Here is a 16438-nt window from a genome sequence, read left to right on the forward strand (position 1 = left end):
GATGAATCAAGAACAATTGGAATTTGTAAAAAACGGAAAAGGCTTTATTGCTGCGCTTGACCAAAGTGGCGGCAGCACACCGAAAGCATTGGCGCTTTATGGCGTATCGGAAGACCAATATTCGACTGAAGAGGAAATGTATGACTTGATTCACGAAATGCGGACACGCGTCATGACGGCACCTTCCTTCAATTCCGATTCGATAATTGGCGCAATTCTGTTCGAACAGACGATGGACCGCAAAGTGGAAGACCAGTATACGCCTGACTACTTATGGCAGCAAAAAGGCGTCGTACCTTTTCTGAAAGTCGATAAAGGGCTTGCCGATGAAGAAAACGGCGTTCAGGTCATGAAGCTGATTTCAGATTTGGATGACGTGCTGAAGCGCGCCAATGAACGAAATGTCTTCGGAACCAAAATGCGTTCCGTGATTAAGGAAGCCAATCCTGACGGCATCAAGAAAGTGGTCGAGCAGCAATTTGAAATCGGCAAACAGATTCTCGCAACCGGCTTGGTTCCAATTCTTGAACCTGAAGTTGACATCAACAGCAAAGACAAAGAACAATCTGAAAAAATCCTCAAAGAGGAAATGCTGAAGCACCTGGATCAGTTGAGTGACGATCAGAACGTCATGATCAAAATCACTATTCCAACAGTCGATAATTACTACAAAGAATTGATCGACCATCCGCGTGTACTTCGGGTAGTCGCACTTTCCGGCGGATACAAACGGGACGACGCCAACCAGAAATTGGCGGCCAATGAGGGGCTCATCGCCAGCTTCTCACGTGCATTATCCGAAGGCGTCAGCGCCAGCCAGTCGGATGAGGAATTCAACAACATGCTGGAAAATTCCATCAAAGGCATTTATGAAGCTTCCATTACGTAAAAAAATATGCCCCGCCGCCAATTAAGGCTGCGGGGCATATTTTTATAAAGGAGCTTAGTAGCGGCTCTCCGGGATTTTCCGGAACCACTCGAACTCACTGATGTGCAGCTCGCGCAATTGGTATTTCATGATTTTCCCGGAGGCATTCCGCGGCAATGATTCGGCTATCATATATTTACGCGGAATCTTATATCCCGGCAATTGCTCAAGGAAGTAATCCATCAATTGGTCTTCGTCGATGGTTTCCCCTTGTTTCGGCACGATGATGACACCGACAATCTCGCCCCATTCCTCTTCCGGCAAGCCGACAGTCGCAGCTTCCGCAACTTGAGGGTGGCTATTGATCACCTGCTCCACCTCGATCGAATAGATGTTTTCTCCAGCCGAGATGATGCGGTCTGCTTTTCGATCCACCAGCGAGATAAACCCGTCTTCATCGATAGTCGCCAAATCCCCCGTCAGCAGCCATCCGTTTTGGAAAGCTTCTTCCGTTTCCTCTGGCTTATTGTAATATTCCTTCATGACTGTTGCCCCTTTTAGGACAAACTCACCGATTGTGCCAGGTTCAACATCCAGAAACTCATCGTCCACTACCCGTACCTCGGTGAAATACATCGGTTTGCCTCCTGATCCCACCTTGTTTTCATGCTGTTCGGGCAATAGGAAGACACCACCCGGTCCACCTTCAGTCAACAGGCACAGATTATAGAATTGCTGGTGTCCGAAAAAGTCCATCGCTTTTTTAACGAGGTCAGGGTCGATCGGATCGGAACCGTACATGCACTTGGCAACAGGAGACAAGTCCACTCCTTCCGTATCCGGAAGCTGAAGCAAACCGCTGTACATATCCGGCAAGCCAAAGAACACAGTGATTTGGAACTCATTGATGAGCTCAATGGCTTTTTTAGGATGGAAGTCACGCATGATGATATTGGATGTTCCGAGCAGGATGCCCGTCACAAGAAATAAATTCAATTGAGCTGAGTGGAAAAGTGGCACCGCATGAAGGAGGCGGTCCCGGGCGCCAAGTTCGACCCCGAAAACAAATGAAGCACTGACATTCGCCAGACGCTGATGATCGAATAATGCACCTTTCGGTTTTCCTGTAGTACCTGAAGTGTAAAGGATTTCAGCGTCATCAGTACTCAACAGCTCAACCGTAGGCTCCAACGCATTTTCACTCAGTACGCTTTCCCAGCTGATATAGTCGGCATTGTCAGGCGCAGGCTGGACAATGACCTGTTGAAGAGAAGCAGCCTGCTGCTTGCCTTCTGTAATCACGCGCTCAAACTCCGCATCGCAAAAGATGAACCGGCTTTCGGATTGGCCGAAAATATAGCCGCTTTCATCGGGACTCAGCCTATAGTTGACCGGTACAGCAACGCCTCCAGCCTTCAATACTGCAAAAAAAGCCAGAACGTAATAATCGGAGTTTTTCATGAACAAGGAAACTTTATCTCCTTTTTGCAGCCCCGTATCGATCAGTCCATTCGCCAGACGATTTACTTCTTCGTTCAGCTCCTGATAAGAATACGTTCGCCCTTCATAGGTGATTGCCATCTTATCCGGAAAACGTTTAGCGTTTTGTGTGAGTGATGCCGTGATGTTCATTTTATCTCCTCCTTCTTGGTCAATTGGTCTAACCTGCCTGTCCCCCCACTTCTCCCGTCTTAGAAATTTCCGATGTTTCGGATTCCGTTAGAAATTTCCATATTTCCTTAAATAGTATATTTAACTTTACCGTATTCAGAAAATATAGTCAATTCAAGTTTTCCGTGGCCGCTTCCTAAGAACAGCCGGAAGATCAAAAAACGCGCTCTATTGCCAGGGCAATGAGCGCGTAACGAAAAAACTATTATATGGAAAGGAATTGCCGCAGTGGGATGGAACACCTGCTGAGTAAAGTTTCACTTTACTGCTGATCGATGCTATTTTTTGGCTGGGGAATATTCACTCCAGCCACCTGTCCAAGCAATTCTACGCCTTTAACGATGTCTTCTTCATTGGCATAGCTGAACGACAACCGAAGATACTCGAGCCCTTCCTGCTGATTGAGGAAAAAGTATTTGCCCGGGACGAAGGAAACCCCTGCAGCTAATGCTTCCGGAAGCAATTCTGAAGTATCGACACCCGGAATTTTGACCCATACAAAATATCCGCCTTTCGGAACGAACCAGGAAACCGCCGGAGGCAAAAATTCTTCTAAAGCCGCCAGCATGCTGGCACATTTTGACTCGTAGGCATCCGTCAAAAATTTCAGGTGTCCATCAAAATCGGTGGCTTCCAGGAACGAAGCCATCGTCGCCTGATCGAATGGATGGTTGAGGTCTTTTTTGAACCAGTTCAAAGGATCGATGATACGGCTATCCGCGACAACCCAGCCAATCCGCATGCCTGGAGCCACCACTTTTGATAATGAACCCACGTAGAGCACCCGGTTATTGGTGTCCATGGCCTTCAGCAGCTGCGGGCCTTCATGAAAGCCCAGCTCTCCATACGCGTCATCTTCCAAAATGATGAAATCGTATTGCTCCGCAAGCTCCAGCACATGCTGTCTGCGTTCCGGCGACAGCGTCGTGCCTGTCGGATTCTGGTAAGTCGGGATGGTATACAGCAGTCTTGGCAATGGCTGTCCTTTTTCTTTACGGTCGGCCAGCATTTCCGCAAGCTGTTTTGTCTGAAGTCCGTTTTCATCAATTGGGACCGTCATGTAATGCTCTGTGTAGTTCTGGAAAATTTCCAGGGCTTCCATATAGGTCGGCGATTCGACTGCCACTACAGCTTCGTCGTCCAATAAAACACGGGCAATCAAATCAATGGCCTGGCAGGCACCGGAAGTCACGAGAAGCTCTTCATCCGCTGTTTCAACTCCTCGGTGTGCCATGCGTTCCCGAAGGAATTCCTTCAGCTGCGGAACCCGTGGACTGCCCAGGTAATGGAGCGGCAAGTCGTGCTCTTCATCAAGCAAGCGGGCCACTGCTAATTTGATTTCTTCAGAAGGAACTAATGCGGGTGCAGGATAACCTGAACTGAGGCGCAGGCAGCCCGGCGGCAACGCCGAGAGCCACTGGCCAGGCGGGTCATTTTTAAAAGCCATTTCAATATCTTTTGAAAAATGGAAGTCTGTTTTCACGTAGGTCGTTCCCCTTTCGTCTGGCTGATGGAATAATGTGAAATCTCTTATTTCTTATTCTACAGGGTGCGGCCTGCAATGTGTAGGCTGTCATAAAAATACCTGCCGCATTCCCACGCTTTCAAAAGAGCCCTGTAACTTTTTTGGCGCTTTAACGTTCTTATGCTAAAGTGATTCACTTATTTCTTAGCATACGAGGAGGCATATCCATGAAAAATAAATTTTGGCTGGGAGCCTTTTTGATTCTGATAACCGCCTTACTTTTGGCAGCTTGCGGCAGCGGACAGGGAAATGAAAATCCTTCAGACAACCCAACGACCGAAGAACCCGATACAAATGATGAAACGACTGGAGGGAGCACAGAAGGTGAAATGGAACCCACTATCGAACAACTCAACGAGGATACCTATCGCTACAGTTTAGTGAACCAGACAGACGAAGCGCATACATTTGAATTCACCAGCAGCCAGCGCTACGACTTTTCACTGGCTAATGAAAACGGTGAAGAAGTTTTCCTTTTTTCATCCGTCAGCAGCTACTTGCAGGCATTGGGTGAAGAAACCGTCGATCAGGGGGATGAATTGAGTTATGAGTTTGAAATCCCGCCGCTTGAACTGGAACCGGGCACCTATGAACTGACCGCCTGGCTGACACCTCGGCAAGGCGAGACCTATGAAGTGACGACCGAGCACATTGTGGAATAAAGCGAAACCTCTATTCCAAGCGGATTTTCTTCATCCTCTACTGCCAGCGGGATCATAAAAAATGAAGAACTGAAAAAAGACCATCGAGTGGATGGTCTTTTTTTCGTTTTCAACTACCGAAAGCTCGGTGACACCTATTTTCCACTTAGCCAGAGCCAGTCACACCAACAATAATGATGGTCGCCATTACATTCACTTCAGCTTAGACGATCAAATCGTTTTCCGCTTTTATATCGATGGCGTCCTGCAGCAGCCGTTGAAGAACAGCCGCAAAAACGGCCACCACCATTGAAGCAAAAATAACAACGATGCCAATCAGGATGCCCGGCGCATCGTCAGCTTTTGTCAACAGGTACAAAAATGGAAGCTCCAAAACATAGAGGATGCTGATGGTGACTGCACAATACTTGATGGTTTTTAAAGCTTTAACCGACAGCTTCGAGAATGCCTCGTTCCGGTCAATATAACTCAATAGTTTTAATGTCTGATACAAGGCGATAAAGAAGGGAATCATAGCCAAATACATGCCGACCAATAATGGATACTGCAACTTTTCCAGCTCAGGCAGCGCCCAATAGGGGGAATTTGGATTGAACCTGGACAAGCCGTATATGCATACAGCCAGCACCGGCACTCCCATAAGAATAATAACAGTCTTCAGAAAAAGGGTGGATCCTCGGCTCATGAAAAACACCTCGCTTATTTGTTCTTGAATTTATAATAACTTATAATTTATCGTATTACAATAAATAAATATTGTTTATGAAAACTTAATTGTTGTTAGTCCCCATTAAATTCCCTTAAAACAGAAAAACATCCCCACCATCCTTGTCAGATTGGCGGGAATGCTTTTCGCTTGTTTTTATTCGTCAATGAAACTTACTGCCAGTGCTCATGGTTTTTTAGCTTTGCTGGTTTCAACCGGTACCTCTACGCGTACTGCATCGTAGATCGAGTTGGCCAACAAACGGTAAGAGTGTTCAGTATGGGCACGGAAAGCCAAGTCATTGGCAAACAGCGTGTACGTCGTCTCACCGCTATCTGCTGTAAACGCCATCGTTTGGCCGCGAGCTTTTTCATGTTCCGGCCACCAGCCGGCAATGTAGAAATCATCGCTGTCCTGGAAGCTGGCCAATACTGCTGCACTTTCTGGAACACTGGAAATCCAAGAACCCGTCGTTACATACAAGTTTTCCTGCTGCTCATAACCCGCAGTCAACGGGTGCGGAGCTACTGTCGCTTTCACAAGCCCTTCATGTCTGGCTCCTGTGTTGCCGAACGCAAACCCTGGAAGCAATCCGCTATCACTGACTGCCTTCAATGCCGGTGCACCGATGCCGACATAGGTTTTCCCGCTTACTTGTTGAGCATCAAATGCGCTGGCATCACTGACAATGACATCCGCATTCGCTGGTTCCACCAACTCGAAGCCGAGCTGGCGCAAGGAGAAGTTCAATTGCGCAGAACCGGTTGTTGCAACACGCGGCTGCTCCAGAACTTCAACAGCGGCATTTTTACCGTTGCCAAAAGACTGCGCTTCAAAATAATAATCATCTGCATACGGACGCAGATCATTCGCAGCTACTACATAATCGCCTGCTTCCGCTTGTCCGATGCTTTCTGTCAGCACTTCCACCGTCTTGCCTTCAGCAAGCAAGGCATTAACGACACGAACTGCGTCATTGGTCGAGTTTTCAAGAATTTGTTTTGGTGGATTTCCTTGAATAGCACTTGTTGGAATGACCACCTCCGTTACTTCCTTGGTCTTGTCATCAAACAAGCCTTCCTCGCGAACTTCCACAAGATCGAACCCTCTCAAATCCGAGAAGTTGACGACGATCGGGTCATACATCGCGTCCCAATCGGATACATCGTCTCCTTCATACAGCATGGCGTTTGCCAATCCGCGTTTCGCCTGATGCATCGGCACGATGAATGTTCCTTTCGGATACGTTATGCCGCCAATGGCTGTCGGCTTGGTCGTCTTCTCGACTTCCACACCGTTGCGGATCAAATACTCCGCCATATTATAAGCTTCCAATACATTTTTTTGCGTTTTGGAATCTGCCGGAATGACGTAATAATCCGGGAAGAAGTTTTCATTGCCGTCACGGATCCGGCCGATCGACTCACCCGCTGCGTTGACCAGATGTTCATCAACAGCCCGGTTGTCTTCTCCATTGACTCCACGCTTGAAAATTTCCAACTGTTCTTTGTACAATTCATCTTTATTGTCGTGCACATATTTTGCGGCACCCAGGCCGCTGCCCACCAAGGCGTTGTAAGAATCCTGGCTGAGCGTCGGGACTTCGATCGTGTGGCTTAGCGCCCCATGGAGCATGCCATACATCGCAGTGTACGCCGGTGTCATATCATCCCAACCAGATCCGTAGCCTTCTTTGGCTATAAAATAAGAGGTCAGATCTGAATTGGCGATTCCCGCATTGCCTAAAGCATGTGCTTGTTCCATCATATTGCCGATCAACAAGTCATATTCAAAATTCGGGTTATGCGGCGGTGTCGCCGGCTCAATCAAGAATCCATCGACATAGCCATGAAAATCGACGAAAGATAAAGGGGTCCACTGTGACACCACTTCATTCACCTGCTGTGTTTCTAACTGCGTTTGATAAGCATTATCCCGGTTCAAGTCAAAGCCCTCACCGTTTGCCCGTGTATTGGCCGCTCTGCCATCCGGGTTGCTCGTGAACATGTACAGGAAAATTGCATCATCCAAAACATCGTCCACATTCAAGGTCTCGCTAATTTCTGTTGTACCTTCTGTATTATTGAAGGTGATTTCTTCTTCGAGTGCAAACTTCTCCAGCAATTCAACTTGAACATCCACACCTTCCACTTCATCCGGGTGGATATTATTGAACCAGATTGGAACCTGGTAATCTTCCATCGAGCCATTCTCTAGCTTTTCGATCAGGCTTGCCGGATCTTCCAAAGCTGTCGGCAGTGTTTCATGAAGATATGTATCCACTGCCTCTTCATCTCTCGCAAGAATGACGAAATGAATGTCGCGCCCTTGAGAGGTTTCCCCTACTTTTTGATACTCAAGATACCGGTCATTGTCTCCGTCTTCTTCAGCAGCTTCGAAAATTTCATCGATCGCTGGTTTCAATTCGTCGTAGACTTTGAATTCGTCATAGACATTCCACTCGACAGTTGCAGCCGCTTTAGCGCCGCTTGCTGAATCGATCATGGCCAATTCATAGTCACCGATGAACTGCTGATATTGCGTACGGATTGTACGGTTTGATAAATCTTCCGTCCCGTAGGGCAAGCCGAACTCCAATGTTGCTGTGATTTCAGTGGTGCCTTCCACGAAGCTTGGTCCTTCGACAACGGTAATGAATGGTGCGCCGTCGTAATTTGTTCCTGAGGTCCACGTCTGCCATTCGGATAATGGTTTCCCTCCAAATTGAAACGCCAGATTCTGCAGATCCACGCCTTCTCCTAAATCAGCGCTGAGTTCTACAGTACGCGCTTCTGTCATTGAAAATACCGATTGGCTGAGTGCCAATTCCGTGGCCCGATCTGTCTCAACAGCGGCCATTGACGGCACAAACAACGACAACATCAAAGCGGCTGCTGCCACACTCGAAAACATCTTTTTCATCCATTCACCCATCCCTTCCAATTTGTTTTGATTCTTACATCCATCAATATAACAGAATATTTCGTATTCCGAAAAGCTAAATCAATTGTTTTTCAAAGTCAGTACTTTCTTCCAGTTTTTCAATCTATTTATTCTGTCAACTATAGTTTGATAGTCACTTGATTAAAAGCTGAAAATAGGACCATTCAGTCATTCCACAAAAAAGCACGAACTTTTGTTTTTCACAAAAGTTCGTGCAAGCTTCAATAATTGAAGTTGTTCTTTATTCACTTTCTAAAGAAGCAATATACTCTTTAACAACCTCATAGACATATTCCTGGTTCGCTATTGCAGTATCTGCATTATAAGCGCCGTCGTTGGTTTTATTGTTCGACAGAATTCGGATTGCGAGGAAAGGTACATCATAGGCTTTCGAAATCATCGCAACAGATGCCGATTCCATTTCTTCAACTGACGTGCCATAGTTTTCATGGAACCAGTTGATGCGGTCCACTTCGTTATTCCACAAGTCAGCCGAGCCGATTGTCCCTTCGACGATCTTGCCTTTCGTGTAGCTGTCCTTCACGGCGTTCGCTGCAGCCAATAGATCAGCATCCCCTTCATAATAACGGGCTTTTTCTGCATTCGGATCTTCTCCTGCACTTCCTTCAGAAGCCATGACGTCCATCGGCTTCCATTCGGTCGGTTCAATGCCTTCACCTGCTGCACGGTCTCCCGTCTTCATCGAGCCGATGTTGACCGTACGTTCTCCAAGAACGATATCGAACACATTCAGTTCCGGATCGTGCCCACCTGACGTTCCCTGGTTGATGATGGCGGCTGGATTGTATTTTTCAATAGCGATTGCCGTAGAGGCAGCCGCGTTTTCCATGCCTTTGCCTGTTTTTGATACGATGACTGGATAGCCATCAACCGTACCGATATAAAATTCATACGTCGAACCTGATTCTTCCACCTTTACGTTTTCAAGGCGCTCCGCGAAGGTTTCAGCTTCGATCGGCATCGGTCCCTGAATCAGGATCGGTCGTTTGGTTTCTTCTTTGTCTTCTGTTGCTTCAGCTTCATCCGCTGAACTGCACCCAGCAAGCACCGCCAATAAGATCATGGCTATGATTCCCAATAAAATGCGATTGCTTAGTCCTGTCTTCGATTGAATCTTTTTCATGTGAATTTCCTCCTTGATGTCTGCTCAACGGCAATGCGGCCAAAGAAAAAAGGCCCTGAAACGGTCTGAAAAACACTACCTTTCGGACATTTGGGAGCCAAAGTTTAAATTGAATAAGGAGAGCTGATCCACACGCCAAGCATTCAAAAAGTGATTGGCCGAAAACTCGGCTAACCAGATACTTCGGCTCGTAGTCCGGTTCTTTAAGGGGAACCTGGTAGAAACACTCGGACCGTATTACCGAGTTTATACGAGCGATATATTGTTTGTCTGTTACTTGGCAACTATAGCAAACACAAAACAACTGGTCAACAAAATAACGAACATTAAACCATAAGTAACGATTTAATGTTCGTTAAAATAGGATATAATGATGGGTTCTACTCTTTAAGAAGCATAATCCCCTTCTTTTTCCTCACTTGTTTCTTTCACCTTCTTTTCCAATTGTTCATATATATCTTTGCGGATCGCGTCTTTCCTCTCTTTTTCCTGTCTGAAGTATTGAGTAAGGGTTTCATGTCTAGTAGTTGCCAATTTATTGTATTGATCGGCCGCTTCCTTGTCTTTGAATTTGCCAAACTCCTCCAGCTCATCTTGCAGACGATTCATTTTATTGTTTTCAGCCAGGGATTTCCCGTAGATTTCATTATTGTAGCTCAATAAGTCTCCGGCAATATCGTTGCTTTGCTGGAGAATTTCCAAATACCGGTCATTTCCCCAGGCCAACCATTCCCAGTATAGGCGACTGTGTTCCTGTTTGAGGTACTCATTCAAATCGCTTTCCGAATAGACGGATTTATATTGTCCATTCCCTGCTTTCGCTACAGCTTCCAGCTGGGCCTGGCCTTCGTTGTCAACATCAAAGCCGATGATGTTCACTTCTGCCTGAATAGCGGATCCAGTCAATGAAGCAGCAGCAGACACTGGATCGCCGCCACAAGTTTCAATGCCATCACTGACCACATAAACTACATTACGGACATTTTCACCTTTTTGTTCTTTGAGATCTTCCTCGGCAGCTTCAATCGCCCCTGCTAAAGGTGTCCAACCTGTCGGAGCGAACTGATCCAAGGATTTGCTGAATGCCTGCTCATCATAGACACCCAGATCATAGACCACTTCATTGCTGTTACAGGACATATCCTTGTCCGCATTGGTGCCGGTCCCTTCATGTCCATAAACCCGAAGCATGACGTTGGATCCTTCCGGCAAGTCTGCTGCATATGTCTGCACTGCTTCTTTAGCCAGTTTCATCTTTTCACCGCCCGATACCTGTCCTGCCATGCTTCCACTTGCATCGAGCAGAATTGCGACATTGACCGTTTCCTCTTGAGGCAATGTAATGCTGTCTTCCGGAGTAGAGGAATCCATGGTAATCACGGGATCAATGGCTTCAAACTTCTCTGCGGCTTCCTCAATGTCCACCGCCACCAGTGAGACTGCAAAGGAGTAAGCTTCCTCTCCTGACATTCCTTCAGGTGCCGCTTCCAGTTCTGCTTGCAGCTCTTCCTTTTGCTGATCCGTCATCTGCTGGATATTGTACTTGCCTTTCTCTTTCACAATCTCTTCTACATTATGTACAGCCGCTTCCGCGGTTTCGGTTTCTGCCACCTTTTTTTCTACCACCGTTTCTTCTTCAGCTGTTTGCTCTTGCCCGGCAGCCGGCACCTTGGATGCATCATCTTCATTATCCGAACATCCCGTAAGTATTACGGTGGATAAAAAGCCAGCCACCATCAATCCGTTGAACTTCTTCATAAAACGTTTCACTCCATTCGTCTTTCTTTCATAGTTTACGGCTTTGTTCATAAAGAAGTTTCGTTTTCCACAGTTATTTGGAATAAACGAAAAGCCATACCTTCCATCCAGTTCAATGGAGGGGTATGACTTTTCGGCTTTATGGCGTCAGTCAGTTTCACAAATATCTTTCAGATTTTTCAGGGTCTGTTCTGCCGAATTGTCCATCAGCTTTTTCACGATCAGCTTATTGGCGACTTTCCCAAGCACACTGCCCGGCAATTCATATCCCATTTCAAACTTGACCTCTGTTCCGGTTCCTTCCGTATGATAAGTCCAGGACTGCTTTGAATTGATGGCTCCACTGATTTGGCCGTTCCAAAAACGGCTATTGCCTGCACGTGATTTTTCTATCACTTCAAGTGATATCGGCAGGTTCATTCCCAGCAACGTATATTTCATGTCCATGGTTGTCCCTACTTCGCCGTCCCCTTTTAAATTCTCAAGCTCCGAAAGACCTGTATACCATTGGTGCCAATAAACAGGATTTGACGCATAGTTGAAAACTTCCTCAACCGACCGATCGATCACAATACTTTTTCGAATCGTCCACATGCTTTTCTCCTCCTTCGTATACTGATTTTCACCTTTTTGGACATATTCACTGTTTTGCAGTTAATGCACTCAATTTCCGTTTTCGTTATGTAGGTTCATCTTATTATCCTTTTAGAACATTGTAAAAGAAAGCCACTTGTGCCGGCCAAAACCATAGCTTTCAAGAAATGATAGTGGGAAATCAATTTTTTTCATGTTTACAAGAACGCCGTTTTATTCACATCAAAAAACTCTCCAGCGCATCGGCCGGCCACTGAAGCCGTTGATGCGCTGGAGAGCAACTGTCATTCCTGGCGTTTCTTCACCGGAATCCAGATTTCACTATAGACATTCTGCAGATCCGACATATCCCCGTTGAAGGAAATTTCCGGTCCGTCGACCAATTCATAGTTTGAAGATGGCAGCCAGTCCGAAAAGATTTTGCCCCAGGTGTCCTGCAGCTTTTGCGGAAACGGGCCTTCCAGACTGAAAATCGCCCAACTTCCCGCAGGCACTTCCACGATATCAAAGCCTTCAAAATCGCTTTCTAAGGTCGTAATCGATCCCACCAGATGATCCAGCTGGCCTTTTTCCTCCAAGCGCCCATCATCAAAGTTAAGCGATGCGTTAACGACGGTCTGGACATCCGTATTGTGCCATTGTTGCAGCTGTCCGCGCTGTTCGCCAGTAATGGACTTCCCCATCTTCATGATTTCCGGATTGGGCCCTTCGAAAACGATGGGCACGCGTTTTTTGATTCCTACTAACTTAAAAGCGTCTTTTTCTGCGATGCGGCATTCCATATCCATTCCTCCTTGAATCGTCAATTGGAAAGTCAGGCGTGGAAATGCTTTGAAGCGACCGCTGTTCTTCACTTCCGATGGACTCATGCCAGACCATTCACGGAATGCCCGGCTGAAGCCGTCTGCCGAGTCATAGCCATATTTGACGGCTACATCCAAAACCCTTTGTTCCCGCTGCAGATCGATGGCGGCCTCCGACAATCGACGGCTGCGGATATAGCTGCTCAATCCTATGCCCGACAAATACGAAAACATTTTCCGGAAATGGAATTCTGACACCCCGGCAATTGTTGCTACTTTAGTGAAATCGATGTCTCCATCCAGATGGTCCTCGATATAGCGCAGCGCTTCATTCATATGCTTCAGCATATCCACGCACACCCCTCCTTTCCCTTTCTATTCTAATGGGAATAAAACCAGCGCATCCGACTTTTTCTGTACGGAAACGGTCGCTTCATTGTTGTTCACGCATCGTCTTCTCAGCCGGAAACTTATTGGGGACCTTACTATTTCCAGTAACTCATCTGCTTCGAGACGATTTTCATAAACTCATCAAAAGAAGACGAGTATCGGTTCCAATGATGGTACCACTTCCTGATGGTGTCCAATAACCAGTAAGGCATCGGCTTGCCATCGATGAGCGGATAATATTCCTCATAGGCTTTTTTCAAATGCTCCCACCTAAAATCATTGCCGGGTTTTATATACTCGGAAACATCCAGAAGCTTCGCCCGCCCGTTCTGCAATAAAATATTTTTCAAATGGATATCCCGTGGATTTAACCCGATTTGCCGGATATAATTCCTGGCCTCTTCTACATCCTCCATCACTCGTTTCGAAACATGAACTCCCTGCAGCAGACAATCGAACAGAGTTAGGCCTTCTTCGTATTTGATCACCAGCAATCGGTCCGTTAGACCATAACAGCTGGAGAAGTAGTAGGACGAATCGATCTGTGCATAAACCTTCACCTCGGCTTCCAGCTTATCCTTTTTGTTTTCTGCATATATCTTGAAAGCATATTTTGGTGTTTCCAAAAATTGAAACACTGCTGCATCAGTCCCGACTCCGATGCAGCGGAATCCCTCTGCAATACCCTCTATGCTAACCGGTTCATTATCCGGATTGGCTACGATCTTAATTGCTGATAGCAATTCCGCAATCTCTTGCCATGATTTCTCCATAACAACTCTCCCTCATCCCCAAAATTGCGTAGCGATTCTTGGTCTTTAGTTGACGAATGTCTCCGCGCTAAGATCCCATTTCGGCGAAAACATTGACAGACTCATGCACATGCTCTATTGTTAACTACGCGATGAGCTCGTTTGCGTAAGACGGACAAGCACTCCTTTTTGGAAACACGTTGTGGAGCGTGGCTTGATACGCCGCAAACTATCGAAAACATCTTGCCCTCGGGCAAGGTGTTTTTTTCTGTTTTATGGTCAAAATTTCAGACGCCTGCTTAATGAAGAATATACAGGCTAATTGGACCTATTAGTAGACGAAAATCCATTATTTCATCTGGCTGGCAGATTTTATTCTTATTCAGGTGAATAAAACCGGTGTACTTCTTATACTATATGGCTTGTGGAGGCTTTGTTTGCGGGATAATCGGCTTTGTTTGCGGAATCGACACCGTTGTTTGCGGAATACCGATGTTTGTTTGCGCAATATCCGGTTTGTTTGCGGAATAGCAGACTTTGTTTGCGCTACAGCAAATTCCCCGCTCATCCGCTGTCCCCAACACAAAAGCCCCTGTCCTCAAGCAAATCACTCGAGGGCAGGGGCTTTCGATTTTACAATTCGTAGACGCGTGCTTCAAAAGGCTTCAATTGCTTTGGATCCGGCTGCTGGTAATTGTTCAACAAGCAGCGTGCCGATTCCGGCTCGTCCCAATAGCAGGCGTATTCCGTCAAATTGGTGATGACCAATAGGGTCTTTTCTTCATTCGAACGGGTGTAGGCATAAATCGATTCGTGGCCGACATCCTGCAGCTCGTAGTTTCCATAGACCAGGACATTCTGTTGCTTGCGCAGCCAGATCATTTTCCGGTAAAACCAAAGAACGGAATGCGGGTCCCGCAGCTGTGCTGCCACATTGATCTCTTCGTAGTTCGGATTGACGCGGAGCCATGGCTCGCCGGTTGAAAATCCGGCATTCGGGCTGGCATCCCATTGCATCGGCGTACGAGAATGGTCACGGCTTTGCGCCTTGATGATCGTCATCACAGCGTCGTGCTCCATACCTTCCGAACGGTTGAAATGGTACAGGTTATGCGTTTGGATATCGTTGTAATGCGCCAGTTCTTCAAACGGCGCATTGGTCATGCCGATTTCCTGTCCCTGGTAGATGAACGGCGTGCCCTGCATGAAGAAATACATGCAGGCGATCGCTGTGGCACTTTCCCGCCAGTACTGCTGGTCATCGCCCCAGGAAGAGACAATGCGCGGCTTGTCGTGATTTTCCACGAATAACGCGTTCCACCCATGCCCTTCCACAGCTTTCTGCCATTTGGTCAGCACTTCCTTCAATTTCGGCACGTCAATTCCCGTTGTCGAATCGGTATCCCAAAGGCCCATGCTTTCGAATTGGAACACCATATCGAATTTCCCGTCATCCTCGGAAATCCATTCCTTGATGTCTCCTGCCTGAACGCCATTCGCTTCGCCGACCGTCATGATGTCGTGTTTCGCAAATGTCTCATCACGCAATTCCGCAAGCAGGGGCTGGATGCCTTTGACATTCATCATTTTTTCCCATGCCGGCACATACAGATTCTGTTCCGGGTCCTCGATGTCGCTCAACTCTTTTTTGATATGGCTGATGGCATCTACCCGGAATCCATCGATTCCTTTGTCGAGCCACCAATTGACCATGTCATACAAAGACTGCCGTACTTCCGGGTTTTCCCAGTTCAAGTCCGGCTGTTTCTTAGAGAATAAATGCAGATAATATTGTTTGGTTTCCTGATCGTATTCCCAGGCGGTTCCGCCGAAAATACTTTCCCAATTCGTCGGCTCATCGCTCCAGATGTACCAATCACGTTTAGCGTTATCAAGTGAAGCGCGTGATTCCATGAACCATGGATGCTCATCACTCGTATGATTGATGACCAAATCGATGATCAGCTTCATATCCCGCGCATGCACTTCTTGGAGCAAGCGGTCAAAATCCGCCATCGTTCCGAACTCTTCCATAATATCCTGATAGTCGCTTATGTCATAACCATTGTCATCATTGGGTGACTTATACATTGGACAAATCCAAATCACATCAATCCCAAGGTCTTTCAAATAATCCAACTTACTCGTCACGCCGTTGATGTCCCCAACGCCGTCACTGTTCGAATCCTTAAAACTTCTCGGATACACCTGATATGCAACTGCTTCTTTCCACCATTTCTTGTTCATAACTGATCCCTCACAAAGACCTTGGCCCGTCTCCCTATCAATCAATCGGCCTTAACCCCTGATTTGTTCCGAAGATGTCCGAACGCCTATTTCAACTTTTATTCGTTTCCATTATCCAGCAACATTTTTTTAGAAAAACTAATTACAAGTTGATAGTGTAGCAGAATTCGCAAAAAATTACCAAGGCAGCAGACCGACTATTTTATGGATTTTAGTTGGATTCATCACCTTCCCCTTTGTGAATATCTTTTTATATAACCGCTATACCAATAAAAAAACCTATTTTGTGAAGTTTTCTGACATTAATTTTATGTTACCGTTTTCATTTAGACACATGTCTGATCTATGGCTTATTTTGTCCTTACAGCCTTTACC

Annotated in this window: 12 protein-coding genes and 1 riboswitch; of the genes, 2 read left to right on the forward strand and 10 right to left on the reverse strand. The window is 46.5% G+C overall.

Annotated features, from left to right (window positions below; translation table 11 throughout):
• Position 1 precedes the first annotated feature (1 nt).
• The gene (locus tag ACRC6Q_RS11985; protein WP_431466608.1) at positions 2-889 is read left to right on the forward strand and encodes a fructose bisphosphate aldolase; all 888 of its coding nucleotides are present in this window, start codon (positions 2-4) and stop codon (positions 887-889) included.
• Positions 890-943: 54 nt separating this feature from the next.
• Here ACRC6Q_RS11985 and ACRC6Q_RS11990 read toward each other — a convergent pair whose 3' ends face one another.
• Positions 944-2500: a class I adenylate-forming enzyme family protein gene (locus tag ACRC6Q_RS11990; protein WP_431466609.1), complete on the reverse strand. Its 1557-nt coding sequence runs from the start codon at positions 2498-2500 to the stop codon at positions 944-946.
• 301 nt (positions 2501-2801) lie between these two features.
• Entirely contained in the window at positions 2802-4022 is a 1221-nt protein-coding gene (locus ACRC6Q_RS11995) for a PLP-dependent aminotransferase family protein (protein ID WP_431466610.1), read from the reverse strand.
• A 209-nt stretch (positions 4023-4231) separates the two neighbouring features.
• Between ACRC6Q_RS11995 and ACRC6Q_RS12000 the strand changes: the two genes are divergently transcribed.
• Positions 4232-4726, forward strand: coding sequence for a BsuPI-related putative proteinase inhibitor (locus ACRC6Q_RS12000; RefSeq protein WP_223635638.1), 495 nt, complete (start codon positions 4232-4234; stop codon positions 4724-4726).
• Positions 4727-4928: 202 nt separating this feature from the next.
• Here the strand turns inward: ACRC6Q_RS12000 and ACRC6Q_RS12005 are convergent, their stop codons facing one another.
• The 8 genes from ACRC6Q_RS12005 to ACRC6Q_RS12040 form a co-directional block, all read right to left on the reverse strand.
• Positions 4929-5411, reverse strand: a complete 483-nt coding sequence (locus ACRC6Q_RS12005) for a DUF2975 domain-containing protein (protein WP_223635635.1) — start codon at positions 5409-5411, stop codon at positions 4929-4931.
• A gap of 207 nt (positions 5412-5618) precedes the next feature.
• A complete protein-coding gene (locus tag ACRC6Q_RS12010; protein ID WP_431466611.1) occupies positions 5619-8354 on the reverse strand; it encodes a M14 family metallopeptidase in 2736 nt (911 codons plus the stop codon).
• A gap of 262 nt (positions 8355-8616) precedes the next feature.
• Positions 8617-9519: a 5'-methylthioadenosine/S-adenosylhomocysteine nucleosidase gene (mtnN, locus tag ACRC6Q_RS12015; protein ID WP_223635630.1), complete on the reverse strand. Its 903-nt coding sequence runs from the start codon at positions 9517-9519 to the stop codon at positions 8617-8619.
• Positions 9520-9690: 171 nt separating this feature from the next.
• A riboswitch (purine riboswitch) is annotated at positions 9691-9793 on the reverse strand.
• 113 nt (positions 9794-9906) lie between these two features.
• Complete coding sequence (locus ACRC6Q_RS12020) at positions 9907-11277, reverse strand: vWA domain-containing protein (RefSeq protein WP_431466612.1); 1371 nt, start codon at positions 11275-11277, stop codon at positions 9907-9909.
• 147 nt (positions 11278-11424) lie between these two features.
• Entirely contained in the window at positions 11425-11871 is a 447-nt protein-coding gene (locus tag ACRC6Q_RS12025) for an SRPBCC family protein (RefSeq protein WP_431466613.1), read from the reverse strand.
• A gap of 284 nt (positions 11872-12155) precedes the next feature.
• On the reverse strand, positions 12156-13022 hold the full coding sequence (locus ACRC6Q_RS12030; protein ID WP_431466796.1) for an AraC family transcriptional regulator: 867 nt from the start codon (positions 13020-13022) through the stop codon (positions 12156-12158).
• A gap of 137 nt (positions 13023-13159) precedes the next feature.
• On the reverse strand, positions 13160-13837 hold the full coding sequence (locus ACRC6Q_RS12035; protein ID WP_431466614.1) for a serine/threonine protein kinase: 678 nt from the start codon (positions 13835-13837) through the stop codon (positions 13160-13162).
• 612 nt (positions 13838-14449) lie between these two features.
• Positions 14450-16063, reverse strand: coding sequence for a glycoside hydrolase family 13 protein (locus ACRC6Q_RS12040; RefSeq protein ID WP_223635619.1), 1614 nt, complete (start codon positions 16061-16063; stop codon positions 14450-14452).
• Positions 16064-16438: the final 375 nt, after the last annotated feature.

It is taken from the genome of Planococcus sp. SE5232, from assembly GCF_050686535.1.
Taxonomy (GTDB): Bacteria; Bacillota; Bacilli; order Bacillales_A; family Planococcaceae; genus Planococcus.

Coding starts and splice junctions, on each gene's coding strand:
- ACRC6Q_RS11990 (WP_431466609.1), bottom strand. CDS start 2,500: ATGAACATCACGGCATCACTCACACAAAACGCTAAACGTTTTCCGGAT.
- ACRC6Q_RS12025 (WP_431466613.1), bottom strand. CDS start 11,871: ATGTGGACGATTCGAAAAAGTATTGTGATCGATCGGTCGGTTGAGGAA.
- ACRC6Q_RS12000 (WP_223635638.1), top strand. CDS start 4,232: ATGAAAAATAAATTTTGGCTGGGAGCCTTTTTGATTCTGATAACCGCC.
- ACRC6Q_RS12010 (WP_431466611.1), bottom strand. CDS start 8,354: ATGAAAAAGATGTTTTCGAGTGTGGCAGCAGCCGCTTTGATGTTGTCG.
- ACRC6Q_RS12020 (WP_431466612.1), bottom strand. CDS start 11,277: ATGAAGAAGTTCAACGGATTGATGGTGGCTGGCTTTTTATCCACCGTA.
- ACRC6Q_RS12040 (WP_223635619.1), bottom strand. CDS start 16,063: ATGAACAAGAAATGGTGGAAAGAAGCAGTTGCATATCAGGTGTATCCG.
- ACRC6Q_RS11985 (WP_431466608.1), top strand. CDS start 2: ATGAATCAAGAACAATTGGAATTTGTAAAAAACGGAAAAGGCTTTATT.
- ACRC6Q_RS12005 (WP_223635635.1), bottom strand. CDS start 5,411: ATGAGCCGAGGATCCACCCTTTTTCTGAAGACTGTTATTATTCTTATG.
- ACRC6Q_RS12035 (WP_431466614.1), bottom strand. CDS start 13,837: ATGGAGAAATCATGGCAAGAGATTGCGGAATTGCTATCAGCAATTAAG.
- ACRC6Q_RS12030 (WP_431466796.1), bottom strand. CDS start 13,022: ATGCTGAAGCATATGAATGAAGCGCTGCGCTATATCGAGGACCATCTG.
- mtnN (WP_223635630.1), bottom strand. CDS start 9,519: ATGAAAAAGATTCAATCGAAGACAGGACTAAGCAATCGCATTTTATTG.